The sequence below is a fragment of the Roseixanthobacter finlandensis genome (assembly GCF_043195105.2).
In the GTDB taxonomy this organism is placed as follows: Bacteria; Pseudomonadota; Alphaproteobacteria; order Rhizobiales; family Xanthobacteraceae; genus NCEH01.
The window spans coordinates 4,628,430-4,653,102 of the sequence record NZ_CM195536.1 but is presented as its reverse complement, the minus strand read 5'-3'; the positions used below and the strand labels follow the sequence as shown (position 1 = coordinate 4,653,102).

Below are 24,673 nucleotides of genomic sequence, written 5' to 3'. Positions count from 1 at the left end.
AAGAAGAGCCCGCCCTTCAAGAGCGGGCCGAGGAGAGACGCCGTGCATACGACCCTGGAACCCGGCCGGATCAGCCGGGGCGAAGTTGCGACCATCGGCGCCGTGGGCGCCGCGCATTTCGTCAGCCACATCCTTCAACTCGCCCTTGCCCCGCTGTTCCTGGTGATGCGGGACGATCTCGGCGTGTCGTTCACCGAGCTCGGGCTCATCCTCTCCATTTTCTATCTGTTCTCCGGTGCCGGCCAGGTGCTCGCCGGCGTGCTGGTGGACCGGTTCGGCGCCGACCGGCTGCTGCTGTGCGGCATCGTGCTGCAATCGGCCTCCATCGCCGCGCTCGGCGCCGCGCCGAGCTATGCCGCCATGCTGCCGCTCGCCATGCTGGCCGGGCTCGGCAACAGCGTCTATCACCCGGCCGACCTGTCGATTCTCAGCCATCGGGTGGGCGGCAAGCGGCTCGGACGCGCGTTCGCCGCCCATGTGATCTTCGGCAATATCGGCTTTGCCCTTTCGCCCATCGTCTCGGGCGGGCTGGCGATCGCCTATGGCTGGCGCGCCGCGCTGATCATCCTCGGGGTGGCGTGCCTGTGCGTCGCCGTGGGCCTGATGTGCACCCGTTCCGTGCTGCGCACCCCCTCCCATGCCGAGCGCCGCGCGGACCCTGCCGGAGGCCCCGCCCCAAGCTTCATGCACATATTGATGACGCCGGTGGTGCTGCTTGCCTTCCTCTATTTCGTCTTGTCCGCCATGTCGCTGGTGGGGGTGCAGAACTTCTCCATCGCCGCCTTGCAGGAAGGCTTCGGCGTCTCCGCCGCCATCGCCGCGTTCGCCGTCACGGCCTATCAGATCGGCCAGGCGGTGGGTGTCGCCGCCGGCGGCTGGCTCGCCGACCGCATCACGCGCCATCATGTGGTGGCGATGATCGGCCTCTCGGTCGCGGCGCTGATGTGCGTGCTGCTCGGCTTCCTCGCCTATGGGCCGGCGGCCGCCGTGGGGCTGCTGACGCTGATCGGGGCGTCGGTGGGCGTCACCATGCCTTCGCGCGACGTGCTGGTGCGCCGCGCCGCCGCGTCCGGCTCGACCGGCAAGGTGTTCGGCGTGGTCTATTCGGGCTATGACATCGGCTCGCTGATCGGCCCGCTGGTCTATGGCCTGCTGCTGGATCACCATCTGACCCATGTGGTGTTCATGGCCGCCGCGATCCCGCTGGCGCTCGCCGTCGTCACCGTGGTCGGCGTGAAGGGTAAGGGCGCCCCGCACGCCGCCTGAGGGTCTCCCAGGCGCCGGTCGAGGGCCGGCGCCGTCAGTTGGCGCCGGGCAAGAGCACCTTGCCGGGGTTCAGCAGCCCGGCCGGATCGAGCGCGCGCTTTACCGCGGCCATCATCTCCAGCGCCACCGGATCCTTGTAGAGGCGCAATTCCTCGCGCTTGAGCAGGCCGATGCCGTGCTCGGCCGAGATCGAGCCGCCGAGCGCGGCGACGAGATCGTGGACGAGGCGGTTGAACGCCTCCCATTCGGCGATGAAGTCCGCCTTGTCCATGCCCACCGGCTGGCTCAGGTTGAAATGGATGTTCCCGTCGCCCATGTGGCCGAAGCCGCACACCCGCACCCCCGGCATATGCGCTTCGCACAGGCGGCTCGCCTCGGTGTAGAAATCCGGCACCCGCGACACCGGCACGGAGACATCGTGCTTGATGGAGCCGCCCTCGAATTTCTGCGCCTCGGGCAGGGTTTCGCGCAGCTTCCACAGCGCTTGCGCCTGCGCCTCGCTCGCGGCGATCACGGCGTCCTCGATCTCGCCGACCTCCATCGCCTGTTCGAGCACCCCTTCGGCGAGCGCGGCGAGATCGTCCACCAGGCGGGTAGAGGTCAGTTCTGCCAGCACGTAATAGGCATGGCGCAGGCCGAGCGGGCGCACCGTGCCGGGAATGTGCTTCAGCACGGTCTCGATGCAATAATCGGACAGAAGCTCGAAGCCCGTCAGGCTGTCGCTGGCGAGCGCGCGCATGCGGCGGAACAGGGCGAGCGCGGCTTCCACGCTCGGCAGGCCGATGAAGGCGGTGGAGCGCTGGCGCGGGCGCGGGAACAGGCGCAGCGTCGCGGCGGTGATGATGCCGAGCGTGCCTTCCGAGCCGATGAACAGATCGCGCAAATCGTAGCCGGTATTGTCCTTGCGCAGGCGCGAGAGGCCGTTCCAGAGCCGCCCGTCCGGCAGCACCACTTCCAGGCCGAGCGTCAATTCGCGCATGTTCCCATAACGCAGAACCGCGACCCCGCCGGCATTGGTGGCAAGATTCCCGCCGATGCGGCAGGTGCCTTCGGAGGCGATGGAGAGGGGGAACAGGCAGTCCGCTGCGCGCGCGGCTTCCTGCACCGCGTGGAGCGTGCAGCCGGCTTCCACCGTGGCGGTCTGATCGGTCGGGTCGATGTCGCGGATGCGGTCGAGGCGGTTCAGCGAGAGCAGCATTTCGCCGAATGGCGTCTGCCCGCCCACCACGCCGGTATTACCGCCCTGGGCAACCAAAGGTAGGCCGGCCTCGGCGCATTGGGCGACGCAGAAGGCGACCTCTTCCGCCGTTCCGGGCCGCAGAACGGCGGGCGCCTCGCCCTGGAACAGGCCGCGCGTCTCCACCAGATAGGGCGCCGCCTCGGGGCCGGGGGGCACCACATAGCGCGCGCCGATGCGGTCGGCGATCCGCTCCAGGACGCCGGCGACGGTGGTGGCGGGGAGATGGCGGAGGGGGGGCGCGATGCTCGACATCGCGGCACACTGGAACAGGCGCGCGTTCCGGGCAAGAGCGTCGCGGCCGCTTGCGCTGGGGCAGATCTAGCGCCCGCGCCGATCAGCTTGCGTCGCAAGCCGGTCGGATAACGCGTTCTCTCATAAATGTTTAGACGCCGAGGCGGGCCTTCAACCGGGCGAGGGCGCGGGTGAAGACGGCGGTATCGTTCACCGCGCGCGACAGCACCAGCGCCCCCTGGATGGAGAGCACCGCATCTTCCGAAAGGTCCGCGGCCGCGTCCGGCGCGCGTCCGGCGCGCACCAGCGCGTCGCGCAGCGCCTCGCGCCAGCGGGCGAAATAATCCCCCACCGCGAAGGCGAACCGCTCGCGGGTCTCGCCGAGCGCGAACGCGCCCACCACGCACACGCGCTGGCCGGACCGGAAATAGGCATCGGTGGCGGCGATCATCCGCGCGATGGCGGCGGCGGCGTCCTCATCCTCGCGCAGGGGGCGATAGACCTCGTCCTCGAACCAGCGGTCGACATGGGCGAGGACGGCATTGGCCATCTCCTCCTTCCCGCCGGGGAAGAAGTGATAGAGGCTGCCTTTGCCGAGCCCGGTGCGGGCCTGGATGATGGCCAGGCTCGCGCCCTCGAAGCCGTGTTCGCGGAACACTTCTCCGAGGGCGGGCAACACATCCTCACGCTCGTGGACGATCTTCGCCATTACAATCCAAGTTCGGTGAGGCCGGGATAATCCGCCGGGCGGGGGCCCTGCGGCCACAGGAATTTGCGCTCGGAGGCGGCGATCTTCACATCATTGATGCTGGCCTGGCGCCAGCGCATGAGGCCGTTCGCGTCGAACTCCCAATTCTCATTGCCGTAGGCGCGATACCACTGGTCTTCCGCATCGCGCCATTCGTACTGGAAGCGCACGGCGATGCGGTTCTCGTGGAACGCCCACAATTCCTTGATGAGCCGGTAGTCCTGCTCCTTCTGCCACTTGCGGGTGAGGAATTCGACGATCGCGGGACGGCCGGCGAAGAAGTCGGACCGGTTACGCCACACGCTGTCGGGCGTATAGGCGAGCGAGACGCGGACCGGATCCTGGGAATTCCAGGCATCCTCGGCGCCGCGCGCCTTCTTGGCGGCGGTCTCGAAAGTGAAGGGCGGGAAGGGGGGACGGGGTTCGGGCGCCTCGGACATGATCTGTTCCTGTACCGAATGGTCTTTAATGTACTGATTGGTACAAGTATCGGAAAACCCTGTCAAGCGGCGCGAAATCCAGCCGGCTCAGCATCGCTTGCCATTATATCGCGTGCGATTTAATATGGATGTGGACGATGCCTTAAGGGCATTGCGCCCGCGAGGACCGGTCATGGACCAAGAACAATTGAAGCTCGGCGACTTCCTGTGCTTCGCCGTCTATTCCACGGGGCACGCGTTCAACCGTGTCTACAAGCCGATCCTGGATCGGCTGGGAATCACCTATCCGCAATATCTGGTGATGGTCGCGCTCTGGGAGCGGGACGGCCAGACGGTGGGCCAGATCGGCGAAAGCCTGTTCCTGGAATCGAGCACCCTGACGCCGCTCCTGAAGCGCCTGGAAGCCGCCGGCCATGTGCGGCGGGAACGCGATACCCGGGACGAACGGCAGGTGCGGATCCATCTCACCGAAAAGGGCCGCGCGCTCCAGGCGGAGGCCAGGGACGTGCCGAGCTGCATCTTCGCGGCGACCGGCAAGAGCATCGAGGAGCTGATCCGGCTTCAGGCCGAGATCGTCTCCCTGCGGGCCGCGCTGGATCGTTATGAAGGCCCGGACGCCGCCCGGACCTGAGCGCGCCCCTTCAACGCCGGGCAGCGCATCTCGAACGAAGCACGGCTCAGCCGAACGCCCTTCAGCCGAGCGCCTTGAGGTGGCGCAGCGGCCGGCCGGGCGCGACGGCCTGCGCCGCCGCCGCGATGGCCGCGCTGTCGATGCCATGGGCGCGATAGAGATCGGCGATGGTGCCGGTCTGGCCGAAATGCTCCACGCCCAGCGCCCGCTGGCGGTGGCCGTGCACCGAGCCGAGCCAGCCGAGCGTGGCGGGATGGCCGTCGATCACGCTCACCAGCCCACAATGGCGCGGCAGCGGGGCGAGCAGGCGTTCCACATGGCTCTGCGCGTGCACGAGGCCCCGTTCCCGCGCCCGCGCGGCGGCCGTCCAGCCCGCGTTCAGCCGGTCGGCGGAGGTGACGGCGAGCAGGCCCACATCGCGCCGGTCCTCGGCGATCAGGCCGACGGCCTCGATGGCTTCCGGTGTCACGGCGCCCTGCACGGCGATCACCACGTCGCAATTGGGGCCGGGCTCGCGCAGCCAATAGGCGCCGTCGACCATATGGCGCTTCTGGGTTTCGGTGAGGGTGCGCTTGGGCTGCTCCAGCGGGCGGGTGGAGAGGCGGAAATAGACCGAGCCGCCGGCCTCGTCGCTCAGCCCGTTGCGCGCGTCGTCCCCGCCCGTGCCGTCGCGCTGCACATAGTCGAAGGCAAAGCCCATCAGGACCGCCAGCTCGTCCACGAAGCACGGCTCGAACGCCACCAGCCCGTCCTGCGCCATGCCGATCAGCGGCGTGGAGATGGATTGATGCGCCCCACCTTCCGGCGCCAGCGTCACGCCCGACGGGGTGGCGACCAGAATGAAGCGGGCGTCCTGGTAGCAGGCATAATTCAGCGCATCGAGCCCGCGGCAGATGAAGGGATCGTACAAAGTCCCGATCGGGATCAGCCGCGCCCCGAACAGGGAATGCGAGAGGCCGAGCGCGGAGAGCGCCAGGAACAGGTTCATCTCGGCGATGCCCAGTTCCAGATGCTGGCCTTTGGGCGAGAACTCCCAATTGAAGGTGGAGGGAATGCGCTCGCGCTTGAACACGTCGGACAGTTCGCGCTCGGCGAACAGGCCGCGCCGGTTCACCCACGGGCCAAGATTGGTGGAGACCGTCACATCCGGCGAAGTGGTGACGATGCGCGCGGCCAGATCGCTGTCGCCGCGCGCCAGCTCCTGCAGGATCAGCCCGAAGCCCGCCTGGGTGGAGAGGGTGGGATTGGGCGGCGTGGTGAGCGCCGGCACCGGCAGGGCCGGCGCGGTGAAGCGGCGGGTGCCTTCCTGCGCGAACGGGACTTTCTTCAGGAACGCATCGAGCGTCGCCGGCGGCGTCCCCAGCCCCTCGAACAGGTCCCATTCATGCCCGGCGCGGATCTTCATGGCGCCGCGCAGCACGTCCATCTGCGCGGTGGTCATGAGGCCGGCGTGATTGTCCTTGTGCCCCGCGAGCGGCAGGCCGAACCCCTTCACCGTATAGCAGAGGAAGCAGACCGGCTTGTCGTGGTCGATGCTCTCGAAGGCCGCGATGATGCTCGGCAGGTCGTGGCCGCCGAGATTAGTCATCAGCGCTGAAAGCTCGGCATCCGAACGGCGGGCGATGAGGGCAGAGACCTCGCCCTGGTCGCCGAGATCGTCCATCAGGCGCTTGCGCCAGGAGGCGCCGCCCTGGAAGGTGAGGGCGGAATATTCCGAGTTCGGGCAGGTGTCGATCCAGGCCTTCAGCGCCGCGCCGCCGGCCTCGGCGAAGGCAGCCTGCTGGAGCGAGCCGTATTTCAGGATCACCACCTGCCAGCCCATGGCTTCGAAAATGCCGACGAAGCGCTCGTACAGCCCTTCGCGCACCACGGCGTCCAGGCTCTGGCGGTTGTAATCCACCACCCACCAGGTGTTGCGCACATCGTGCTTCCAGCCCTCCAGCAGGGCTTCGAAGACATTGCCCTCGTCCAGCTCGGCATCGCCGACCAAAGCGATCATGCGGCCTTCCGGCCGCTCCGGGGCAAAACCGTGGGCGCGCACGTAATCCTGGGCGATCGAGGCGAACAGCGTCTGCGCGACGCCGAGGCCGACCGAGCCGGTGGAGAAATCCACGTCGTCCGTGTCCTTGGTGCGCGAGGGATAGGATTGCGCGCCCTTGAATGCCCGGAAGGCCTCCAGCTTCTCGCGGGTCTGGTGGCCCAGCAGATATTGGATGGCGTGGAACACCGGGCTCGCGTGCGGCTTCACCGCGACGCGGTCCTGCGGCCGCAGCACGCGGAAATAGAGCGCCGTGAGGATGGTCGCGAGCGAGGCGGAGGAGGCCTGGTGGCCGCCCACCTTCAGCCCGTCGTCGCTCGGGCGCAGATGGTTGGCGTTATGGATGGTCCAGCTGGCGAGCCAGAGCACCTTGCGCTCCAGCTCGGCCAGGATGGCGAGGTCTGTCGCGTCGCGGGCCTGGGTCATGGTCTCATCTCCTCGGCCGCCGCACCGGCGGTGCCAGGAGTGAAGATTACGCTTCGATGGGGGGTGAAAATCGCCTATTTGAGGCTCGCGCGGAGCAATGTTTAGCGTATCCTGCCGTTTCGTTCTCCTCCTACGCACGAAACATGCGCCTCATGGACCTGCTCGACCGCAAGATCCTGTCCGCCCTCCAGGAGGATGGGCGCATCACCATCGCCGAGCTCGCGGCGCGGGTGGGGCTGTCCTCCTCGCCCTGCCTGCGCCGCGTGCGGCATCTGGAGGAAGAAGGGCTGATCACGCGCTATGTGGCGGTGCTGGACCAGCGGGCGGTGGGCCTGCCGGTGAGCGTGTTCGTCTCGATCAAGCTGGAGCGCCAGCGCGAAGACGCGCTCGATGCCTTCGCCGCCGCCATCCGCCATTGGCCCGAGGTGCTGGAATGCTACCTCATGACCGGCCAGCGCGATTACCTTTTGCGGGTGGTGGTGGCCGATCTGGAATCCTATGAACGCTTCCTGAAGCAGAAGCTGACCCGGGTCGAAGGCATCGCCTCCATCGAATCGTCCTTCGCCCTGGAGCAGGTGAAATATTCCAACGTCCTGCCCTTGATCTGAATGAAAGGAGCGCGCCATGGCCATTCGCGTCGGCATCGGGGGATGGACCTTCGAACCTTGGCGGGGCACGTTTTTTCCCGAGGGGCTCAAGCACGCCAAGGAATTGGAATTCGCCAGCCGGGCGGTGACCTCCATCGAGATCAATGGCACCTTCTATCGCGGGCAGACGCCCAAGACCTATAAAAGCTGGGCGGACCAGGTGCCGGAGGGGTTCGTGTTCGCGCTCAAGGCGACGCGCTTCTGTACCCATCGCCGGGTGCTGGCGGAGGCGGGCGAGAGCGTCGCGCGCTTCGTGGACGGGGGCATCGCCGAGATGGGCGAGAAGCTCGGCCCCATCAACTGGCAGTTCGCGCCCACAAAAGCCTTCGACCCGGAGGATTTCGCCGCTTTCCTCGCCCTCCTTCCAGAGAGCGTCGACGGGGTGAAGCTGCGCCATGCGGTCGAGGTGCGCCACGAGAGCTTCTGCACGGCGGATTTCGTCGCGCTGGCGGCGAAGCACAAGGTGGCGATCATCTATGCCGACAAGCCCGGCTATCCCGCCATTGCCGATATCACGGCCGATTTCGTCTATGCCCGCCTTCAGGACGCGCGGGAGGAAGTGGAGACCGGCTATGAGCCCAAGGCCCTCGACCAATGGGCGGCTCGGGCGGCGAGCTGGGCGGAAGGGAAGGTGCCGAAGGATCTGAAGCCCCTCGCCGCCAAAGCACCCGCCAAGGGCCCGCGCGATGTGTTCGTCTACATGATCAATGGGGCGAAGGTCCGTGCGCCGGCGGCGGCGCAGGCTTTGCTGGCGCGTGTTTGCTGACCGGATCCTTCAGGAAACCCAGCATGTCGGTGATGCGGGTGAGCACGGCGAACAGGATCGCCGTGGACCAGCCGAACATCAGCATGCCGTTGGCCGCCGTCACCGGGCCGAGAAGCCGCCATTCCGGCGTCGGCAGGATGTCGCCATAGCCGAGCGTGGTGAAGTTCACGAATGCCAGATAATAGGCGTCGCGGCCGTCCTTGACCGCGCCCAGCAGGTCGTAGGCGATCGCCCAGACGCCGACCTGGACGAGATGGGTGGCGGTGAGCATGGTGCCGGTGAGCACCATGCCTATCTGTAGGATCACATAGCGGCGCTTCAGGCTGCGCCCATGCGCCAGGCGCCGCATGGCGGTGATCAGCGCCACGCTCGCGAGCGCTTGAAGCGCGACATTCACCAGGCTGATGAACAATCCGATCAAAAGTTCGCCTGGCATTTGCCGCGCCCGCTGCCCCCGGGCCGCGCCGGCCCGTTTCGCTTTCTCATTGGCCGTAACCGCAACCGGGCGCAAGGGGCGCGCGAAGGGGGTGCAAAGGGGTGGAACCCGGATGCCGGCGGAGCGTTTCTCCCCATGGGGAGAAGAGGCAGGTGGGGCCGAAAGGATGGCCGCAGGCGCGCCGCGCTTGTGGGCGAGCTTTGGAGGCAGACAATGAGCGCATCGACGCACGCCACGGAAAAGCCCGTGAAACTTCAATATTGGTCCAGCTCCCATTCGGTGAACGCACCCGACCGCTGGCCCGAACCCTATGGCTTCGAAACCGTGGAGGACGCGGTCGCGTTCGCGGCCACGCAGGCGCCGGCGAACCGGGAATTGGCCTGGCTGCGCAAGCCCGACGGCACGGTGATGACCCCGGAACAGATCCTGCGCGCGTTCCAGATGCGCGCCGGCTGACGCAGCGCCGGACGCTCTTCGCGCCGCCCCGGATTGCTTTAGCCGGGAGCATGTGTATTTTGCACCGCGAAATTCGCGGGAGCGGGTCCGAGGTATCGGGCCCGCGTTTTGGTGTTTGAGAATCTTATGAAGCTGCGCAACATCGCCATCATCGCCCACGTCGACCACGGCAAGACGACGCTGGTGGACAAGCTGCTCCAGCAGTCCGGTTCATTCCGCGACAACCAGCGCGTCGCCGAACGCGTCATGGATTCCAACGATCTGGAAAAAGAGCGCGGCATCACCATCCTCGCCAAGGCCACCTCGGTGGTCTGGAAGGATATCCGCATCAATATCGTGGACACCCCGGGCCACGCCGATTTCGGCGGCGAGGTGGAGCGCATCCTCTCGATGGTGGACGGTGCCATCGTGCTGGTAGACGCGGCCGAAGGGCCCATGCCGCAGACCAAGTTCGTGGTCGGCAAGGCGCTGAAGATCGGCCTTCGCCCGATCGTCGCCATCAATAAGGTGGACCGGCCGGACGGTCGCCCGCAGGAAGTCATCAACGAGGTGTTCGACCTGTTCGCGGCGCTCGACGCCAATGACGACCAGCTCGACTTCCCGATCCTCTACGGCTCCGGCCGCGACGGCTGGATGGCCCATTCCCCGGAAGGCCCGAAGGACGAGGGCCTCGGGCCGTTGTTCGACCTGGTCGTGAAGCATGTGCCGCCGGCCCATGTGGACGACGCGCCTTTTCGCATGCTGGGCACACTGCTGGAAGCCAACCCGTTCCTCGGCCGCATCATCACGGGGCGCATCTCCTCCGGCACGGTGAAGCCCAACCAGTCCATCAAGGTCATCGACCGCGAAGGCAATCTGGTGGAAACCGGCCGCGTCTCCAAGATTCTCGCCTTCCGCGGCATCGAGCGCCAGCCGATCGAGCAGGGCGAGGCGGGCGACATCGTCTCCATCGCCGGCTTGGTGAAGGGCTCGGTGGCCGACACCTTCTGCGATCCCTCGGTGGAAACCCCGATCCAGGCGCAGCCGATCGATCCCCCCACCGTCACCATGTCCTTCATCGTCAATGATTCGCCGCTGGCGGGCACCGAAGGCGACAAGGTGACGAGCCGCATGATCCGCGACCGCCTGTTCAAGGAGGCCGAGGGCAACGTCACGCTGAAGATAGAGGAATCCGCCGACAAGGATTCGTTCTTCGTCTCCGGCCGTGGCGAATTGCAGCTCGCCATTCTGATCGAGACCATGCGCCGCGAGGGCTTCGAGCTGGCCGTGTCGCGTCCGCGCGTCGTGTTCCACCAGGGACCGAACGGCGAGACGCTGGAGCCGGTGGAAGAAGTCGTCATCGACGTGGACGAGGAATATTCCGGCACGGTCGTGCAGAAGATGTCCGAGCGCCGCGCCGAGATGATCGAGATGCGGCCCTCGGGCGGCAATCGCCAGCGCCTGGTGTTCCATGCGCCCACGCGCGGCCTCATCGGCTATCAGTCGGAACTGCTCACCGACACGCGCGGCACGGCCATCATGAACCGCCTGTTCAAGGCCTATGAGCCCCACAAGGGCGAAATCCCGAGCCGCATCAACGGCGTTCTGATCTCCAACGAAGCGGGCGAGGCGGTGGCCTATGCCCTGTGGAACCTGGAAGATCGCGGCCCGATGATCATCGAGCCGGGCTGGAAGGTGTATCAGGGCATGCTGGTGGGCATCCACAACCGGGATAACGACCTGGAAGTGAACGTGCTGAAGGGCAAGAAGCTCACCAACATCCGCACCACCTCCAAGGACGAGGCGGTGCGCCTGACCCCGCCGATCCGCATGACGCTGGAGCGTTCGCTGGCCTGGATCCAGGACGACGAACTGGTGGAAGTCACCCCGAAGTCGATCCGCCTGCGCAAGCGCTGGCTCGATCCGAACGAGCGCAAGCGCAACGAGCGCAAGTCCGAGACCGCGATCGCCTGATCGCCGCCCTCTATCTACCGCGTCGCTTTCACACCCTCGGCAGTCCCTGCCGGGGGTGTTTCGTTTTCCGGGCTGCGACTCGGCTTTCCCGCCGCCCTGCCGCTATCGCTCCGTCGCTCTCGACTCTGAGGCGGCAAATAGCTGTGGGTTTGGTGGATGCGGTGCAAGCGCCGAAACAGGTTGGCGGGCGAGGGTTTGCGTCGGCCGTTCGTGAGGCGGGAGCGGAATCCGCGTTTCTCTGGGGAACCGGCAAGGCTATGCGCAGCGTTGACAGTTGGCTAAAGCGCTCCTACCACTGTTAAGCCGGCCGGTTTGCAAGAACAGAGACAAGGGGTGGAGAAACGCTTCGCCTCTGGTCTCAAAGAGGATCAAATCGCATGGCTCTACGTGTCTCGGGTAAGAATATCGACATCGGAGAGGCCCTCCGGACCCGCTTGTCGGACCGGATTTCCGAGGTGATCGGGAAATATTTCGACGGCGGCTGGTCTGGCCATGTCACCGTTGCCCGCGATGGGTCCGGATATCGCTCCGAGTGCATGCTGCACCTCGATTCCGGCGTCAATCTTCAGGCCCACGGAAACGCGCATGACGCGAATTCCTGCGCCGATGCCGCCGTCGACAAGGTGGAGAAGCGGCTGCGCCGCTACAAGCAGCGCCTCAAGGATAAGCACGGGCATGGCAATGGCGATCTCAAGGGCGACGATCTGAGCGCCCAGAGCTATGTGCTGTCCACTCCCGACATTGAGACCGACGAGGAAATCGAGGGCTGGAGCCCCACCGTCGTCGCCGAGCAGGTCACCAAGCTGCGCAGCCTTTCGGTGCGCGATGCGGTGGTTGAGCTTGAGATCACCGGGGCATCCGTGGTTGTCTTCCGCCATGTCAACCACGGGCGGATGAGCGTGGTCTACCGCAGGCCGGACGGGCATGTCGGCTGGATCGATCCCTCGGCCTTCGCCCTTGAGGAAACCCATTGACCGGCAGCTGGGCTTGGGAATAGCGTCCCCCGCGTTCTCGGAGCCCACCCCGGCCGCCAGTCGCCAGGGATTTTCAACCTATGCCTCTCGCCGATCTTCTCGCCCCCGATGCGGTTTTCCCGTCCTTGAGGGCGAGCAGCAAGAAGCAGGCTCTCCAGGAGCTTGCTCAGCATGCCGCGGTGCTCATCAACCGCGATGCCCGGGAGATATTCGAGACGCTGCTTCAACGCGAGCGCCTCGGATCGACCGGCGTCGGCAGCGGCATCGCCATTCCGCACGGAAAGTTGCCGAAGCTCGACAAGCTGTTCGGCGCCTTCGCGCGCCTGGAAAAGCCGATCGACTTCGAGGCCCTGGATGGTGAGCCGGTGGATCTGGTGTTCCTGCTCCTGGCGCCTGAGGCGGCGGGGGCGGACCATCTGAAAGCGCTGGCCCGGGTCGCGCGCATGCTGCGGGACCCGGATATCGCCGAAAAGCTGCGGGCCTCGCGCGATGCCCGCTCGATTCACACGCTGCTCACCGCCGCATCGGCGTCCGACGCGGCCTGAAGCGTTCGCTTTTCGTTGTATGGAAAAGATGAGGCGGCCGGAAACGGGCGCCTCGCGCGTTTTCGCGTCAGGTCATCGCGCGCACGCCAAATGCAGCAGACCGACTGGAACCTGCGGCACGCCCGGCGCTATGGGTGCACTCAAAGCTGTGATCGTGGAGCGCCGAAGCCGGCACGCGAGCATGTTCTGGTGCGAACCGGAGCCCAGTTCGCGAGCCGCCGCGCCCGCAGGCGCGGCGTGCTCTGTTCGCTCAATGCACCGAAACCGTGATCAGTTCATGCTCGCTGGCATTGGCGAGCGCGGCTTCCCGGCTGTCGGTCAGCATGATGGGCGTGCCATCGGCGGCGTGCAGGGTGAACAGGGTCAGCCCCGGCGCGATCTGCGGCGCCTGGGGGAACAGGCGCGGCACGTCTTCCGACCGGATGGTGCGCAAATAGGCGATCTCGCCGCCGCCCAGGCCCGCAAGGGCTTCCGGGCTGAGGGGCATGGCGCTGGTGTCTGTGATGCTCTTCTCAATCATTTTCTCAACCTCTCCATTCCGCAACGCCGACCTTTCCCTTCCGTTCCTTCACGGTCGGGCGACGATGTCGATGCGCTTGGCCTGCCGGGTCGGTTCCGGGCGGACGAGATCGATGGACAGAAGTCCGTTGCGCAATTCGGCGCCGAGCACATTCATGCCCTCGGCCAGAACGAACGTGCGCTGGAACTGACGGGCCGCGATCCCCCTGTGCAGGTAGATCCGGTCTTCCCCATCCTCGACCTGGCGGCCGCGAATGGTCAGCTCCTTCTCCTCGAGGGTGACGTCGAGCTGTTCGACGGTAAACCCCGCGACGGCGAGCGTGATACGCAGCCGGAGCGGCGCGCCGGTGGACGAATCGATCCTCTCGACATTGTAGGGAGGATAACCCTCGGCCCCCTTGGTCACCCGGTCGAGCACCCGCTCGACCTCGTCGAAACCCAGAAGGAAGGGGTTCGACAATGAAGAGATCCGCGACATAAGCCAAAGTCCTCATCAAGCGACTTTGCGGTTCGGATGTTGCCCTATCCGGGCCGCATCCATCGGGACCCCATGAGGCACCCCGACGCCATTCCATATGGTGGCATTCCAGGGATGCCGCAAGATGTCGTGCCGCACCATGCGCCGCGCACCTCCGGCCACCGCGACGCTCCCGTCTGAACGGCCGGGTTCGCGCCTGCTTTTTCGAGGTCGCGCGGAACCTTGCGCCCGGCGCTGCGTTTGCTGCTCAGCCTGTTTCCGTTTTGCAGCGGATGCCTGCGCGCGCGGTGCCGTTCGCCCGCTTCACGCTAAGCACAGGAACTGCCGATGATTTTTGCGCGCAAGGGCGCGATGCGCTGCGTTCCGCTGGTTGTTTTTTTGTTCTTATGCGCCATGGCTGGGACATCGCTTCCCGCTGTCGCTCAACTTCTCCCCTCGACTCCTGGAGCTGCTTCCGCCTCTGCCGCGAGCGCTCCCGCTGCCCCCGGTGCCATGCTCACCGAAAGCGAGCGGCAGGATGCCGAAACGCTGCTTCGCACCTTGTCCGATCCCACGCAGCGCGACCAATTCCTGTCCAATCTGCGGGGCCTGCTGCGTGCGGTCCCGTCCGCGCCGACCGGCGGAGAGGAGGCCTCGGTGCGCTCCGACTGGCTTTCTCAGGCAACCCAGTCCCTCGCCTCCCTGTCCACCGGCGTGTTGTCCGTTATCGGCGAGATGGAGCAGATTCCCGAGCAATTGAACTATGTGGCCGAGACGCTCACCGATCCCTTCACGCTGCAGCGCCTGGCCTGGACGGTAGTGACCGTACTCGGTGTCCTCGCTGGCGCCCTGCTGGCGGAATGGATCACCATCCGCCTGCTCGCGGCGCCGCGACGGGCGGTGGAAGCACGGCAATCCCGCTCCTGGCTGGTGCGCGCGCTGCTGCTGGTCGTGCGGACCATTCTCGATGTGCTGCCGATTGCGGCGTTCGCCTTGGTGGCCTTTGGCATCCTTGGTTTCGCGGAGGTCGGCTTCGTGGTTCGCTTGGCGGTGGTGAGCGTGCTGCATGCCAATGTGATGGCGCGGCTCATCAATGCCGCCGGACGTGCGATGCTGGCGCCGAGGACGCCCGCCCTGCGGCTTGTCGCTTTGGATGATGAAGGCGCCACTTATGTCTATCTTTGGTGGCGGCGGTTCACCACGGTGGCGGTCTATGGGTATTTCCTGGTGCGGACGGGGTGGATTCTCGGCCTCTCGCAGAGCGCCTTCGTGTTCTTCAGCGACCTGTTGGGCCTGCTGATCGCCGGAATGGCCATCGTGTTCGTGCTTCAGGTGCGCGTCCCGGTGGCACGGGTCCTGCGGGGCACGCGCGAGGAGCCCACGAATTTCCGACGCCTGCGCCGGCATCTGGCGGATTTCTGGCACCTCCTGGCGATCGCTTATGTGGCGGCGATCTATGCTGTGTGGGTGCTGGAGATTCCCGGCGGCTTTGCTTATCTCGCCCGCGCCAGCCTGCTTTCCATCCTGGTGGTCGTGGCGGCACGGCTCGTGTATCTCGGTCTCGGCCGGGTGCTTGGCACCATATTCAAGCTTTCGGTGGAGACCCGCGTCCAGTTTCCCTTGCTGGAGGCGCGCGCCAATCGCTATCTCCCCTTCCTGCGCCGGGTGGGGCAAATTCTGCTGGCGCTGCTCGTCGGGCTTGTCCTGGTGGAAATCTGGGGCGGCCAGCCGTTCGAATGGCTAGGTTCGCTGCGCGGGCAGGCGGTGCTTGGACGGCTGGTGTCCATCTCCATCGTGATGCTGGCCGGCCTCGTGGTGTGGGAATTGGGCAGCGTGTTCGCCGAGCGGCTGGCGAACCGCCGCCCCGCCTCGACCCGGCTGAAAACCTTGCTGCCGTTTTTGCAGAATGCCTTGCGGATCGTCCTGCTGACCCTCGTCGGCCTGATCATCCTGTCGGAGATCGGGGTGAACATCGCGCCGCTCCTGGCGGGCGCCGGCGTGCTGGGCCTGGCCGTCGGTTTCGGCGCGCAGACCCTGGTGAAGGACGTGATCACCGGCGTGTTCATCCTGATGGAAGACACCATCTCGGTGGGGGATGTGGTGGAACTCGGCACGCATGGCGGGCTGGTGGAGAAAATCACCATCCGCACGCTGCATCTGCGCGACTTCGACGGCAATGTGCATTCCATGCCGTTCAGCGAAGTGCAGACGGTGAAAAACATGTCCAAGCAATTCGCCTATGCAGTTGTGGACGTGCGCGTGGCCTATCGCGAGAGCATAGACGAGGCGCTCGGCGTGATGGCCGAGGTCGCCGAGGACATGGCGACCAAGGGGCCGCTGGCGGAAAGCATCGTCGCGCCCTTCGAGGTGGTCGGGGTGGAGGCGCTGGAGGATTCGGGCGTATGGCTGCGCGGCCGGTTCAAGACCCGCCCGCTCGGCCAATGGAACGTCCGGCGCGAATTCTACCGTCGCATCAAGGGGGCGTTCGACGCGCGCGGGATCGAAATCCCGTTCCCACACACCACGCTCTATATGGGCGTCGACAAGAAGGGCAATGCGCCGGCGCTGCACGTGGCGCAAGGGGAGATGGAGCCGAGCCGCCCGGCGCCCGCCGCCAAGCGTCGTGCCGCCCTGGAGGAAGCCCGTACGCCGGGGCCGATCATCGAGGAGCATCCTGGCGCCAAGGAGCGCCAGGAGGAGGACGCGCTCCTGCCGGCGCTGGAGGAAAATCCGCGCTGAGACAGCGTCTCCGGCCGCGATCCGTTTCGAAGCCGGGGAGATAAGGCGCTCAGGCCGCGCGGCGCGGTCCGACGGTGGCGCGGGGCGCGAAGCTGTCAGCATCGGCCGCACGCCATTCGGCGGCATAGGGCGTGTCTTCCGGGGCCTCGTTGAGCACGCCGGTGGAGAGGAAGGGATAGAGCCGGTCGAGCGGCTGCACCTGGACCGGGGTGACCCGGTGCCAGATATGGTGCGGCAGCAGTTCGTTCGGGTGATGGAGCCCGGCGGCGGCGACCAGATCGGCGAGCGCTTCCACTGTGTGATGCTGGAAGCGCGCGACGCGTTGCGCCTTCTCCTCCACCACGAGGCCGCGCTGGAGGTGGGGATCGTTGGTGGTGATGCCGGTGGGGCATTGGCCGGTGTGGCAGCGCATGGACATGACGCAGCCGAGCGAGAACATGAAGGCGCGGGCGGCGTTGCACCAGTCGGCGCCCACCGCCATGTTGGCCGCCATGCCGAAGCCGGAGGTGACCTTGCCGGCGGCGGCGAGCCGCACATGCTCGCGCAATCCGGTGCCCACCAAAGCGTTGCGCATGAGGATGAGCCCTTCGCGCAACGGCATGCCCATATGGTCCGCAAGTTCCTGCGGCGCCGCGCCGGTGCCGCCCTCCGAGCCGTCCACCACCACGAAATCGGGCGCGATGCCGGTCTTCAGCATGGCCTTGACGATGGCGAAGGTCTCGCTCGGATGGCCGACGCACAGCTTGATGCCCACCGGCTTGCCGCCGGAGAGCTCGCGCAGCTGGGCGACGAATTCCATCATCTGCGCCGGGGTGGAGAAAGCCGGATGGCGCGAGGGCGAGATGCAGTCCTCGCCGAGCGGGATGCCGCGAATCTCGGCGATCTCCGGCGTCACCTTGGCGGCCGGCAGCACGCCGCCATGGCCGGGCTTCGCGCCTTGGGAGAGCTTGATCTCCACCATCTTCACCTGCGGGTCGGCGGCCTTCTCCGCGAATCGCTCGGGGCAGAAGGAGCCATCGCGGTTGCGGCAGCCGAAATAACCCGAGCCCAGTTCCCACACGATGTCGCCGCCGTGGATGCGGTGATAGGGCGAGAGCCCGCCCTCGCCGGTGTCGTGATAGAAGCCGCCCCGCTTGGCGCCGAGATTGAGCGCCTCGATGGCATTGTGGCCGAGCGAGCCGAAGCTCATGGCGGAGATGTTCAGCGTCGCGGCGGCATAAGGCTTGGTGCACTCCTTGCCGCCCACCTGCACGCGGAACGGCTCTTTTGCCACCGGAGTCGGCGCCAGCGAATGGGTCATCCATTCATATTGCGGGGCCTGAGTGTCGATCTCGGTGCCGAAGGGCTGGCGATCCTCCTCGCCCTTGGCGCGGGCATAGACGAGGCTGCGTACGTTGCGATTGTAGGGATGCCCCTCCAGATCGTCCTCGACGATATATTGCCGCAGATAGGGCCGCAGCGCCTCGAAGATCCAGCGCACGCTGCCGATGACGGGATAATTGCGCAGCAGCGAATGATGCGGCTGCATCACGTCGAATACGCCCACCAGCACCAGCGGAAACAGCACGCAGAAGACGAACAGCCACGCGGGATGCGAGGTGAAGGATAAAATCAGGCTCAGCAGAGCGAGGCCGGAAATCAGCCCGAACAGGCTGTAGCGGCGCATGAGCATCATGGTGCTTGGTTCGATGGCGCCCGGCATGAGTCTCCCCCGATCATCTTGTTGGGGGGAACCTAAGCCGTTGCGGCGCGCGGCACAATGAAGCTTCCTGGCCCGCCTCAGACCAGGACGGTGGGCGCCGTGGCGATGAACCGCTGGGACAAGGCGCGGACGGTGTCGATCTGCGCCGGCAATTCGCTCCAATAGCGCCGATGCAGCTCCAGATTGACGATGGCGCCGGCGTCGAAGGTGCACCGTGCGGCCAGCTCGTCCCAGGGAATGGCGCCCCAGCCCACCGGCAGATGCAGGTCGCCTTCCCCGAGCGCGAGGCGCTCGGCCTCGTCGATGGTCCAGCTTTCCAGCGGCCGGCCGTAGCTGTCGTGCACATGCACGTGCCGGGCAAAGGGCGCGAGGATCGCGACTTCGGTGAGCAGGTCGAGCCCGGCGTCGGTGCAGCGCAGGAAGGCATGGCTCACGTCCAGCGTGGCCCGCACGAAGGGATGGCCGATGGCGTCGATTTCCTCGGCCAGGCGAGAGGGAACCGCGGTTTCCCGCATGGCCTCGAAGCGGAAGACGTTTTCCACGCACAAGGTGACATTGGCTTCGCCCGCCCGGTCGCCGGCCTGCGCGAGCGCCTCGCGCTGGCGGGAATAGGCGACGCGGATGTGATCCTCGGGATCGCGAACGCAGCCCGCATGCAGCACCAGATTGACCGCCTTCAGAGCCCCGGCGACGGAAATCGCCGCATCCAACAAGGCCTGGTGGCGGGCAAGGCGCGGCCCCTTCTCCATCAGATTGACCGCCAGCGGGCCATGGACAGTGTAGCCGAACGGCCGTCCAGCGGTGGCGTCCACCAGCCGGGCAAGCCGGTCCTCAAGGACCTGGCAGTCGGCCATCAGGGTCCAGGCGAAAATCGGCAGTTCGACGAAATCGACACCGAGCCGCTCAGCTTCGTCAAGCTTCGGGCCAAGGTCGTCAAAGTCGGGCGACGTGGCGCGGATGGAATAGCCAATGCCTCGGACGCCGGGAGGAAGCGCGCGTGTGTTCATCTGTCCATCCCCGTAAGTGTTGCTGGGTGCCCGTAACGTAAACCACCTTGGCCTCGGCCGACGGGCGCACAATAGAACCGGATGCGCCCGACCGCATCTTGTTTTTTGCAACGCATCAATGTGCCGGAGCGTGCTGCCTGTGATGACGCTGCGGTGCGGCTCAGAGCTTGTTCATCGGGTCCCGGTTCGCCGTACATACGCCAAGTCTTTGGCTCATTGCAATTTCAGACGCAAAATCGCCGCGCGCCGGGGCTGAAATTGCTTCAGCCAGCGGTCGTCTGCACGAGGGCGCGCACGTCCCGGGCCAGGTGGATGGCGTCAAACGGCTTGGCGATCACACCGATGGCGCCCAGGGTCATGAAATGGGCGATCTCATGGGCTTGGGTGCGCGCGGTCACGAAGGCGACGGCGGCGGGGGGCGCCAGCCGTCGCTGCTGGAGCTGCCTTAGGGTGGTGGGCCCGTCCATGGACGGCATCATCACGTCCAGCAGGATGAGATCGAAGGATTTCTCGCCCGCGAGGGCGAGCGCGGCGGCCCCGGAAGGCGCCGTATCGACGCCGATCTGCGGGTCCAGGCTGAGCGCGAGCGTCACGATTTCCCGGATGTCGGGCTCATCGTCCACATAGAGGATATGCAGCCTCACGCGCTTTGTCCCCCTTTGCCGGCCGGGGTGCCGGAGACGTGGTCGATCACGACATCGAACATGGCCGGCAGCGCGCCCGTCTCGCCCTGGAACATCTGGTCCAGTCGCCGCGCCATCAGCGGATCGTGGGTGCGCGGCGAGAGCATCGCAAGCGGCAGATGGTTTTCGGAGCAGAAGCGGCACAGCGAGGACAGATGGTCCAGCGACAAATCGAACGGCCACATGTCGACAATCACCAGGCGGCAATCGCGCTGCGCCAGGATGGCGTTGGCATCGTCCAGGCTGGCGGCGGGAATGACTTCCACCAGATCGCGCAGAGCATGGGCGACGGCGCGGCGTGATTCATTGCCCTGGGAGAGATGCAGCACGCAGCCGGCGCGCGCCAGCACGGCACTACGGGAAACCAGGGCGATCAGGCGGTCGCGCTCGGGGGGAATGTCGAACCAGTCTGCGATCTCAACCACCGGGCCGGTGCCGCTGCGCGAGAGCAGAATCAAGGGCGTGGTCCGCGTGCGCTCGGAGCGGCGCAGGGAGCGGATCAGGGCGATGCCATCGGAATCGCGCAGCCGCAGCGCCAGCAGGATCACCGTATAGGGCTGCAGCGCGGCATGCCCCTCCGCTTTCGCGGCGGTGTCGGCGCATTCCACCACGATGCCGTGGCCGTTGAGCATGGCCGTGATGGCGTCCGTCTGCTCGGCATCGCCGCTGACCAGCAGGACATGGGCGGCGGAGGGGCCGCCCTCGGGCGGCGGCACCGGGAGCCGGGCGGGCAGGTCGACCATGAAGGTCGTCCCGAGCCCCTCATGGGTCTCGAACGAGACGCGGCCCGCATGGCGTTCGACGATATCCTTCACGATGGCGAGCCCGAGCCCGGTGCCGCCGCGCTGGCGCGAGTCCGAATTGTCGGCCTGGGCGAAGCGGGTGAACATATTGGCGCGGAACGCCTTGGGAATGCCGGCGCCATGGTCCTGCACGCAGGCGCGCACGATCTCGCCGCGCCGCTTGACCGTGAGGCGGACCACGCCGTCCACGGGCGAGAATTTGACCGCGTTGGATATCAGATTGGTCAGCACCTGGATCAGGCGGTCGTGGTCGCCGACCACCGTGGAATCCCCCTCTTCGATGTCGAGGGCGAGGCGCACGCGGTGCTCGTCGGCATAGGCGGTGTTCTGCTCGATGGCCTCGCGCGCCACCTGCGCCACCGAAACCGGCGCGCGGGCGAAGGCGACTGAGGCGGACTGCATCTTCTCGATATCGAGAATGTCGTTGATCAGCCGCACCAGCCGGCGGCTGTTCTGGTGGGCGATGCCGACCAGCCGCTTGGCAGCGTCGGGGAGCGGCCCGGCCGCGCCCGCATCCAGCAGGCCGAGGGAGCCGGCGATGGAGGTGAGGGGCGTGCGCAATTCGTGGCTGACGGTGGAGACGAAATCATTCTTCATGATTTCCGCGCGCTTGCGCTCGCTGACGTCGTGCAGGATCGCGACCAGCCGATTGCCGTCGCTCTCGCGCATCTGGCCCACGGCCACGTCGATGGGAAAGGTCGTGCCGTTCTTGCGCCGGCCGGTCAGTTCCTGGGCATGGCCCCCTTCGAGCGCGAAATTCTCCAGCCGGTGGAGAAGGTCGGCTTCGCTGCGCCCTTCGCCGAGCACGAACAGCAGCCCGAGATGGCGCCCCGTCAATTCCTCCGGCGACCAGCCGAACATCCGGATCGTCACCGGATTCGCGGTCTCGATGATGCCCTTGCTGGTGATCACCACGATCGCATCCATGGCGCTGGCGAGGATGGCGCGGTGGCGCGCCAGCGTATCGGCCAGGGCCAGCTCGGCGCGGCGGCGCCCGACCAGATGGGCGATCATCACCAGGCTGGACCCGCCCACCACGGTGATGGCGGCCGCCAGCAGCAGGAGCAGCGTGCGCTTGGTGCGCTGCCCGGCGATGCGCACTTCATAGGTCTTGCGCTCGATCGCCTCCACCTCGGCGTTACGCACCTGTTCCACCACCACCCGGATCCGGTCCATGAGCGCCTTGCCACGTCGGGTCTCCATGACATTGGAGGCGGCGAGGGCGCCGGCGGCATTGCGGGTTTCCACCATGTCGGCGAGCAGCCGCATTTCCTGATCGGAATAACGCGCCAGTTCGCCGAGCGAGATGGCGTGCTGCGGGCGTTCGGCCGACAATTGGGCGAGCGCGTCGATCTCTTTGCGGATGTCGGCGCGCACCTGGTCCAGGGGCGCGAGGAATTCATCGCGGCCGGTGACCACATAGCCGAGGCCGCCGGCTTCCGCGGTCAGCAATTTCTCATAGATGCGCTGCAATTGGGCGCGCAGGGCGGTGGAATAGAGCAGATCCTCCCGCATATGGTTGCCGGTGGCGAATTCGCGGAAGCTTGCGATGCCCACCGCCATGACGATGGCGACCGAGAGCAGGGCGCCGATCAGCCCGATAATGGTCACGGAGCGGATGGAGCGTCGATAGGCGCTGCCTTTGTCGCTCATGAGCGCGATCCGCCGTGCCTTGGTCCCGGGGGTGCTTCGGCCGATCGGGCGCGGACCGACACGCATGCGCCGCCTTCAGCCGCCTTCGCCGGCGCGTGCCTGGCGCGAACCTGCATCCCGAGCCCCATCTCCCGCGGCGCGTGCCGACGTGGCGCGAAGCGTTGTCCATCGCTCCGCCGGACGCAAGGGCGCAGGGGTAGAAATTTGGGGGTTCAAGAGACTTAGGGTCCTAGGGACATATTGCGGTCTCGGCAGCCTTGCGCATTCCGGGCGTGGGGCTACCGCCGCAGGGGGCGCTACCGGTTCTTCTCCGGCATGGTCAGGCCGAGCCAGCTGTCGAGGAAGCAGTCCAGCCAGTGGCACACGGCAGGATCATAGCGGCTCCAGCCGGCGAGATGCGCCTCGCCCGGCTGGGCGCCCGGCTTGGTGAGGTGATGCGCGCCGCGCGTCGCCCAGCGGCACATCATGTCCTGCGTGACCTCCGGGTGAAACTGCAAGCCGAAGGCATTGTGTCCATGGCGAAAGGCCTGGTTCGGAAACGTCTCGCCCTGGGCCAGCAGCTCGCTGCCGCGCGGCAGGTCGAACCCTTCCGAGTGCCAGTGATAGACATGGCTCGGCCAGGGCAGCAGGTCGCGTCCGAGCGCGGTGGGCACGAGGGGATAATAGCCGATCTCGCTCATGCCTTCGGCATGGTGCGAGACCTTGGCGCCCAGTTGCACCGCCATGATCTGCGCCCCGAGACAAATGCCGAGCAGCGGCGTGTCGGCGGCCATGGCCTTGCCGACGAAATCGATTTCGTCGCGCATCCAGGGCAGGGGATCGTTGACGCTCATGGGACCGCCGAACACCACCACGCCGGCATGGTCGTCGAGATGCGCGGGCAGGGCCTCGCCGAGGGCGGGGCGGCGGATATCGAGCGCATAGCCGCGCTGCTCCAGCCGCTCGCCGATGCGTCCGGGCCGCGAATGGGCCTGATGGAGAATAACCAGCATCCGCCCTGATTCCAGGGCTTGCGGGCCGGTGTCGATCTCCGGGCTGTCCTCGTTAAGTGCTTTGTCCACCTTCGGTTTCCGTGTCGTCTCGGACTTCCCGGCGAATGCGTACCCGCTCGCGGGAGCTGACATTCAGAAGTTCGGCCGCGCGCCAGACCAGATTATCCTCGAATTCGGACAATGCACCATCGGCATAAGCGACTTCGAACATCATCTCCACCACCCGTTCGCGGCCTTGGTCGTCCAGGGCGCGGTTCAGGATGCTGGTAAAGGAATAAAGATCAACCGCTTCCGCATCGCGCGCAATGGCGAGATCCACGAGTGCGTCGGTCTCGGTGTCGGCGAGGTCGAATCGTGTCGCCAGAACGGTCTTGAGCACGTTGCGTTCCTGCTCGGTCACGGCGCCGTCGATCGACATCACATGCACCAGCAGCACCGCCGCGGCGAGGCGGTAGTCATTCTCGACGAAGGTGCTGGCGTCGCGGTGGCCGCCGGTGATTTCGGAGATGAAGTCGGACAGCGCGCGGAACATATGACCCCCAGACCGTGGCTCTGATCCAGTTGCCACGGGGTCAGGCGCCCGTGCAAGTCGCTGGGGCGGAAGGAGTTGTCCTAAAAGGAAAAAGTCCCGGCTGTGACATTCCGGTCACTCGCCGTTGACGTTCGGCAGGGGCTTGCGCGTGGTGCCCTGGATGCGGTTTGCGGCATCGCCGGTGGAGGGGCGCGGCGGGGTGGGCGGAGGCGCGATCATCTGCTGGCGCGGCGCCGGGGGAGACGTGTTCTGCCCCGGCACGCCGGGATAGGGAAAGGTCGGGGTCTGGTAGGGCTGCACGCGCTGCACCTGCGCCGCCGCGGGGGCGGTCATCAGCACGGCGGCGATCGCAATCATGAAGAAACGCATGTGGACCTCGTTCTGCGTTGCATATCGTAGCGATGTCTCGCCACGTCCACCGTTCTTACGCGCTTGTGATTTCAAAACACCAACAGGCGGCGAGGGCGTGCTGTTCCTACACGTTCCCGTGGTGCTGTCGCGTGCTGCCGCCTGTGGGCAGCCGCGTGACGATGCCATCTGGTGCTGCGGCGATTCCCGGTAAGCCTATTCCCTAGAGGAATTTTCGTAGAAAAATGCATAAAGCGTGATCGTTGCCCTGGATGTCTCAAGCTTTGCCGTTGTTCTGCGGCTGATTGAACTATCATCAGATGATATTTCGGACGGGTGCGAATATCAGATGCAAGCTGACTTGCGTTTGCTGGGGAACATAGCGGCCATGGTGACGTTGCTTTCTCTGTAATCCCGCGCTGAACGCGGCGCTAGAGAACG

At 66.2% G+C, this 24,673-nt stretch carries 23 protein-coding genes; 9 read left to right on the top strand and 14 right to left on the bottom strand.

Features of this window, described 5'->3' with window-relative positions; translation table 11 throughout:
- Positions 1-42: 42 nt before the first annotated feature.
- Positions 43-1,266, top strand: a complete 1,224-nt coding sequence (locus V5G24_RS21735; RefSeq protein ID WP_394083342.1) for an MFS transporter — start codon at positions 43-45, stop codon at positions 1,264-1,266.
- 34 nt (positions 1,267-1,300) lie between these two features.
- On the opposite strand, the gene V5G24_RS21730 is transcribed toward V5G24_RS21735, so the two are convergent.
- The 3 genes from V5G24_RS21730 to V5G24_RS21720 form a co-directional block, all read right to left on the bottom strand.
- Complete coding sequence (locus V5G24_RS21730) at positions 1,301-2,758, bottom strand: FAD-binding oxidoreductase (RefSeq protein ID WP_394083344.1); 1,458 nt, start codon at positions 2,756-2,758, stop codon at positions 1,301-1,303.
- A gap of 130 nt (positions 2,759-2,888) precedes the next feature.
- Positions 2,889-3,446, bottom strand: coding sequence for a TetR/AcrR family transcriptional regulator (locus V5G24_RS21725; RefSeq protein WP_394083346.1), 558 nt, complete (start codon positions 3,444-3,446; stop codon positions 2,889-2,891).
- Positions 3,446-3,925, bottom strand: coding sequence for a nuclear transport factor 2 family protein (locus tag V5G24_RS21720; RefSeq protein WP_394083348.1), 480 nt, complete (start codon positions 3,923-3,925; stop codon positions 3,446-3,448). The genes V5G24_RS21725 and V5G24_RS21720 overlap by 1 nt, the downstream gene beginning before the upstream one ends.
- A gap of 172 nt (positions 3,926-4,097) precedes the next feature.
- On the opposite strand from V5G24_RS21720, the gene V5G24_RS21715 reads away from it, so the two are divergent.
- Positions 4,098-4,556 carry a MarR family winged helix-turn-helix transcriptional regulator gene (locus tag V5G24_RS21715; RefSeq protein ID WP_394083349.1) on the top strand — a complete coding sequence of 153 codons (459 nt, stop codon included), beginning with the start codon at positions 4,098-4,100 and terminating at the stop codon, positions 4,554-4,556.
- Between the two features lie 61 nt (positions 4,557-4,617).
- Here V5G24_RS21715 and V5G24_RS21710 read toward each other — a convergent pair whose 3' ends face one another.
- A complete protein-coding gene (locus V5G24_RS21710; protein ID WP_394083351.1) occupies positions 4,618-7,020 on the bottom strand; it encodes a thiamine pyrophosphate-binding protein in 2,403 nt (800 codons plus the stop codon).
- Between the two features lie 143 nt (positions 7,021-7,163).
- On the opposite strand from V5G24_RS21710, the gene V5G24_RS21705 reads away from it, so the two are divergent.
- Both V5G24_RS21705 and V5G24_RS21700 read left to right on the top strand, forming a co-directional pair.
- Positions 7,164-7,628, top strand: coding sequence for an Lrp/AsnC family transcriptional regulator (locus V5G24_RS21705; RefSeq protein WP_394083352.1), 465 nt, complete (start codon positions 7,164-7,166; stop codon positions 7,626-7,628).
- A 16-nt stretch (positions 7,629-7,644) separates the two neighbouring features.
- Positions 7,645-8,433, top strand: coding sequence for a DUF72 domain-containing protein (locus V5G24_RS21700; RefSeq protein WP_394083353.1), 789 nt, complete (start codon positions 7,645-7,647; stop codon positions 8,431-8,433).
- Here V5G24_RS21700 and V5G24_RS21695 read toward each other — a convergent pair.
- The gene (locus tag V5G24_RS21695) at positions 8,372-8,869 is read right to left on the bottom strand and encodes a potassium channel family protein (RefSeq protein ID WP_394083355.1); all 498 of its coding nucleotides are present in this window, start codon (positions 8,867-8,869) and stop codon (positions 8,372-8,374) included. The two genes, V5G24_RS21700 and V5G24_RS21695, sit on opposite strands and share 62 nt — an antisense overlap.
- A 213-nt stretch (positions 8,870-9,082) precedes the next feature.
- Here V5G24_RS21695 and V5G24_RS21690 point away from each other — a divergent pair, with 213 nt between their 5' ends.
- The 4 genes from V5G24_RS21690 to ptsN all read left to right on the top strand — a co-directional run bounded on the left by V5G24_RS21690 (position 9,083) and on the right by ptsN (position 12,797).
- Positions 9,083-9,325, top strand: coding sequence for a hypothetical protein (locus V5G24_RS21690; protein ID WP_394083357.1), 243 nt, complete (start codon positions 9,083-9,085; stop codon positions 9,323-9,325).
- 126 nt (positions 9,326-9,451) lie between these two features.
- Positions 9,452-11,278 (top strand): translational GTPase TypA, encoded by a 1,827-nt coding sequence (gene typA / locus V5G24_RS21685; RefSeq protein ID WP_394083359.1) that lies wholly within the window; start codon positions 9,452-9,454, stop codon positions 11,276-11,278.
- Between the two features lie 377 nt (positions 11,279-11,655).
- The gene (hpf, locus tag V5G24_RS21680) at positions 11,656-12,252 is read left to right on the top strand and encodes a ribosome hibernation-promoting factor, HPF/YfiA family (protein WP_394083361.1); all 597 of its coding nucleotides are present in this window, start codon (positions 11,656-11,658) and stop codon (positions 12,250-12,252) included.
- Positions 12,253-12,332: 80 nt separating this feature from the next.
- Positions 12,333-12,797 (top strand): PTS IIA-like nitrogen regulatory protein PtsN, encoded by a 465-nt coding sequence (ptsN, locus tag V5G24_RS21675; protein ID WP_394083363.1) that lies wholly within the window; start codon positions 12,333-12,335, stop codon positions 12,795-12,797.
- Between the two features lie 250 nt (positions 12,798-13,047).
- Here ptsN and V5G24_RS21670 read toward each other — a convergent pair whose 3' ends face one another.
- Positions 13,048-13,317 (bottom strand): BQ00720 family protein, encoded by a 270-nt coding sequence (locus tag V5G24_RS21670; protein ID WP_394083365.1) that lies wholly within the window; start codon positions 13,315-13,317, stop codon positions 13,048-13,050.
- 48 nt (positions 13,318-13,365) lie between these two features.
- The gene (locus tag V5G24_RS21665; protein ID WP_348845448.1) at positions 13,366-13,794 is read right to left on the bottom strand and encodes an Hsp20 family protein; all 429 of its coding nucleotides are present in this window, start codon (positions 13,792-13,794) and stop codon (positions 13,366-13,368) included.
- Between the two features lie 492 nt (positions 13,795-14,286).
- On the opposite strand from V5G24_RS21665, the gene V5G24_RS21660 reads away from it, so the two are divergent.
- Positions 14,287-16,512, top strand: coding sequence for a mechanosensitive ion channel domain-containing protein (locus V5G24_RS21660; RefSeq protein ID WP_394083367.1), 2,226 nt, complete (start codon positions 14,287-14,289; stop codon positions 16,510-16,512).
- Positions 16,513-16,561: 49 nt separating this feature from the next.
- Here the strand turns inward: V5G24_RS21660 and V5G24_RS21655 are convergent, their stop codons facing one another.
- The 7 genes from V5G24_RS21655 to V5G24_RS21625 all read right to left on the bottom strand — a co-directional run bounded on the left by V5G24_RS21655 (position 16,562) and on the right by V5G24_RS21625 (position 24,253).
- The gene (locus tag V5G24_RS21655) at positions 16,562-18,214 is read right to left on the bottom strand and encodes an FMN-binding glutamate synthase family protein (RefSeq protein ID WP_394083369.1); all 1,653 of its coding nucleotides are present in this window, start codon (positions 18,212-18,214) and stop codon (positions 16,562-16,564) included.
- Positions 18,215-18,291: 77 nt separating this feature from the next.
- Positions 18,292-19,221 carry a sugar phosphate isomerase/epimerase family protein gene (locus V5G24_RS21650; protein ID WP_394083371.1) on the bottom strand — a complete coding sequence of 310 codons (930 nt, stop codon included), beginning with the start codon at positions 19,219-19,221 and terminating at the stop codon, positions 18,292-18,294.
- Between the two features lie 263 nt (positions 19,222-19,484).
- On the bottom strand, positions 19,485-19,865 hold the full coding sequence (locus V5G24_RS21645; RefSeq protein ID WP_394083373.1) for a response regulator: 381 nt from the start codon (positions 19,863-19,865) through the stop codon (positions 19,485-19,487).
- Positions 19,862-22,360, bottom strand: a complete 2,499-nt coding sequence (locus tag V5G24_RS21640; protein WP_394083375.1) for an ATP-binding protein — start codon at positions 22,358-22,360, stop codon at positions 19,862-19,864. Before V5G24_RS21640 ends, V5G24_RS21645 begins: the two co-directional genes overlap by 4 nt.
- A gap of 296 nt (positions 22,361-22,656) precedes the next feature.
- Complete coding sequence (locus tag V5G24_RS21635) at positions 22,657-23,421, bottom strand: glutamine amidotransferase (protein ID WP_394083377.1); 765 nt, start codon at positions 23,419-23,421, stop codon at positions 22,657-22,659.
- Positions 23,405-23,884 (bottom strand): tellurite resistance TerB family protein, encoded by a 480-nt coding sequence (locus V5G24_RS21630; RefSeq protein WP_394083379.1) that lies wholly within the window; start codon positions 23,882-23,884, stop codon positions 23,405-23,407. Before V5G24_RS21630 ends, V5G24_RS21635 begins: the two co-directional genes overlap by 17 nt.
- Positions 23,885-23,998: 114 nt before the next feature.
- Entirely contained in the window at positions 23,999-24,253 is a 255-nt protein-coding gene (locus V5G24_RS21625) for a hypothetical protein (protein WP_394083381.1), read from the bottom strand.
- Positions 24,254-24,673 lie beyond the last annotated feature (420 nt).

Bases quoted from the DNA above. Each gene is read 5' to 3' on its own strand.
- V5G24_RS21730 (WP_394083344.1), bottom strand. From the start codon at position 2,758: ATGTCGAGCATCGCGCCCCCCCTCCGCCATCTCCCCGCCACCACCGTC.
- V5G24_RS21725 (WP_394083346.1), bottom strand. From the start codon at position 3,446: ATGGCGAAGATCGTCCACGAGCGTGAGGATGTGTTGCCCGCCCTCGGA.
- V5G24_RS21720 (WP_394083348.1), bottom strand. From the start codon at position 3,925: ATGTCCGAGGCGCCCGAACCCCGTCCCCCCTTCCCGCCCTTCACTTTC.
- V5G24_RS21715 (WP_394083349.1), top strand. From the start codon at position 4,098: ATGGACCAAGAACAATTGAAGCTCGGCGACTTCCTGTGCTTCGCCGTC.
- V5G24_RS21710 (WP_394083351.1), bottom strand. From the start codon at position 7,020: ATGACCCAGGCCCGCGACGCGACAGACCTCGCCATCCTGGCCGAGCTG.
- V5G24_RS21705 (WP_394083352.1), top strand. From the start codon at position 7,164: ATGCGCCTCATGGACCTGCTCGACCGCAAGATCCTGTCCGCCCTCCAG.
- V5G24_RS21700 (WP_394083353.1), top strand. From the start codon at position 7,645: ATGGCCATTCGCGTCGGCATCGGGGGATGGACCTTCGAACCTTGGCGG.
- V5G24_RS21695 (WP_394083355.1), bottom strand. From the start codon at position 8,869: ATGCCAGGCGAACTTTTGATCGGATTGTTCATCAGCCTGGTGAATGTC.
- V5G24_RS21690 (WP_394083357.1), top strand. From the start codon at position 9,083: ATGAGCGCATCGACGCACGCCACGGAAAAGCCCGTGAAACTTCAATAT.
- typA (WP_394083359.1), top strand. From the start codon at position 9,452: ATGAAGCTGCGCAACATCGCCATCATCGCCCACGTCGACCACGGCAAG.
- hpf (WP_394083361.1), top strand. From the start codon at position 11,656: ATGGCTCTACGTGTCTCGGGTAAGAATATCGACATCGGAGAGGCCCTC.
- ptsN (WP_394083363.1), top strand. From the start codon at position 12,333: ATGCCTCTCGCCGATCTTCTCGCCCCCGATGCGGTTTTCCCGTCCTTG.
- V5G24_RS21670 (WP_394083365.1), bottom strand. From the start codon at position 13,317: ATGATTGAGAAGAGCATCACAGACACCAGCGCCATGCCCCTCAGCCCG.
- V5G24_RS21665 (WP_348845448.1), bottom strand. From the start codon at position 13,794: ATGTCGCGGATCTCTTCATTGTCGAACCCCTTCCTTCTGGGTTTCGAC.
- V5G24_RS21660 (WP_394083367.1), top strand. From the start codon at position 14,287: ATGCTCACCGAAAGCGAGCGGCAGGATGCCGAAACGCTGCTTCGCACC.
- V5G24_RS21655 (WP_394083369.1), bottom strand. From the start codon at position 18,214: ATGCCGGGCGCCATCGAACCAAGCACCATGATGCTCATGCGCCGCTAC.
- V5G24_RS21650 (WP_394083371.1), bottom strand. From the start codon at position 19,221: ATGAACACACGCGCGCTTCCTCCCGGCGTCCGAGGCATTGGCTATTCC.
- V5G24_RS21640 (WP_394083375.1), bottom strand. From the start codon at position 22,360: ATGAGCGACAAAGGCAGCGCCTATCGACGCTCCATCCGCTCCGTGACC.
- V5G24_RS21630 (WP_394083379.1), bottom strand. From the start codon at position 23,884: ATGTTCCGCGCGCTGTCCGACTTCATCTCCGAAATCACCGGCGGCCAC.
- V5G24_RS21625 (WP_394083381.1), bottom strand. From the start codon at position 24,253: ATGCGTTTCTTCATGATTGCGATCGCCGCCGTGCTGATGACCGCCCCC.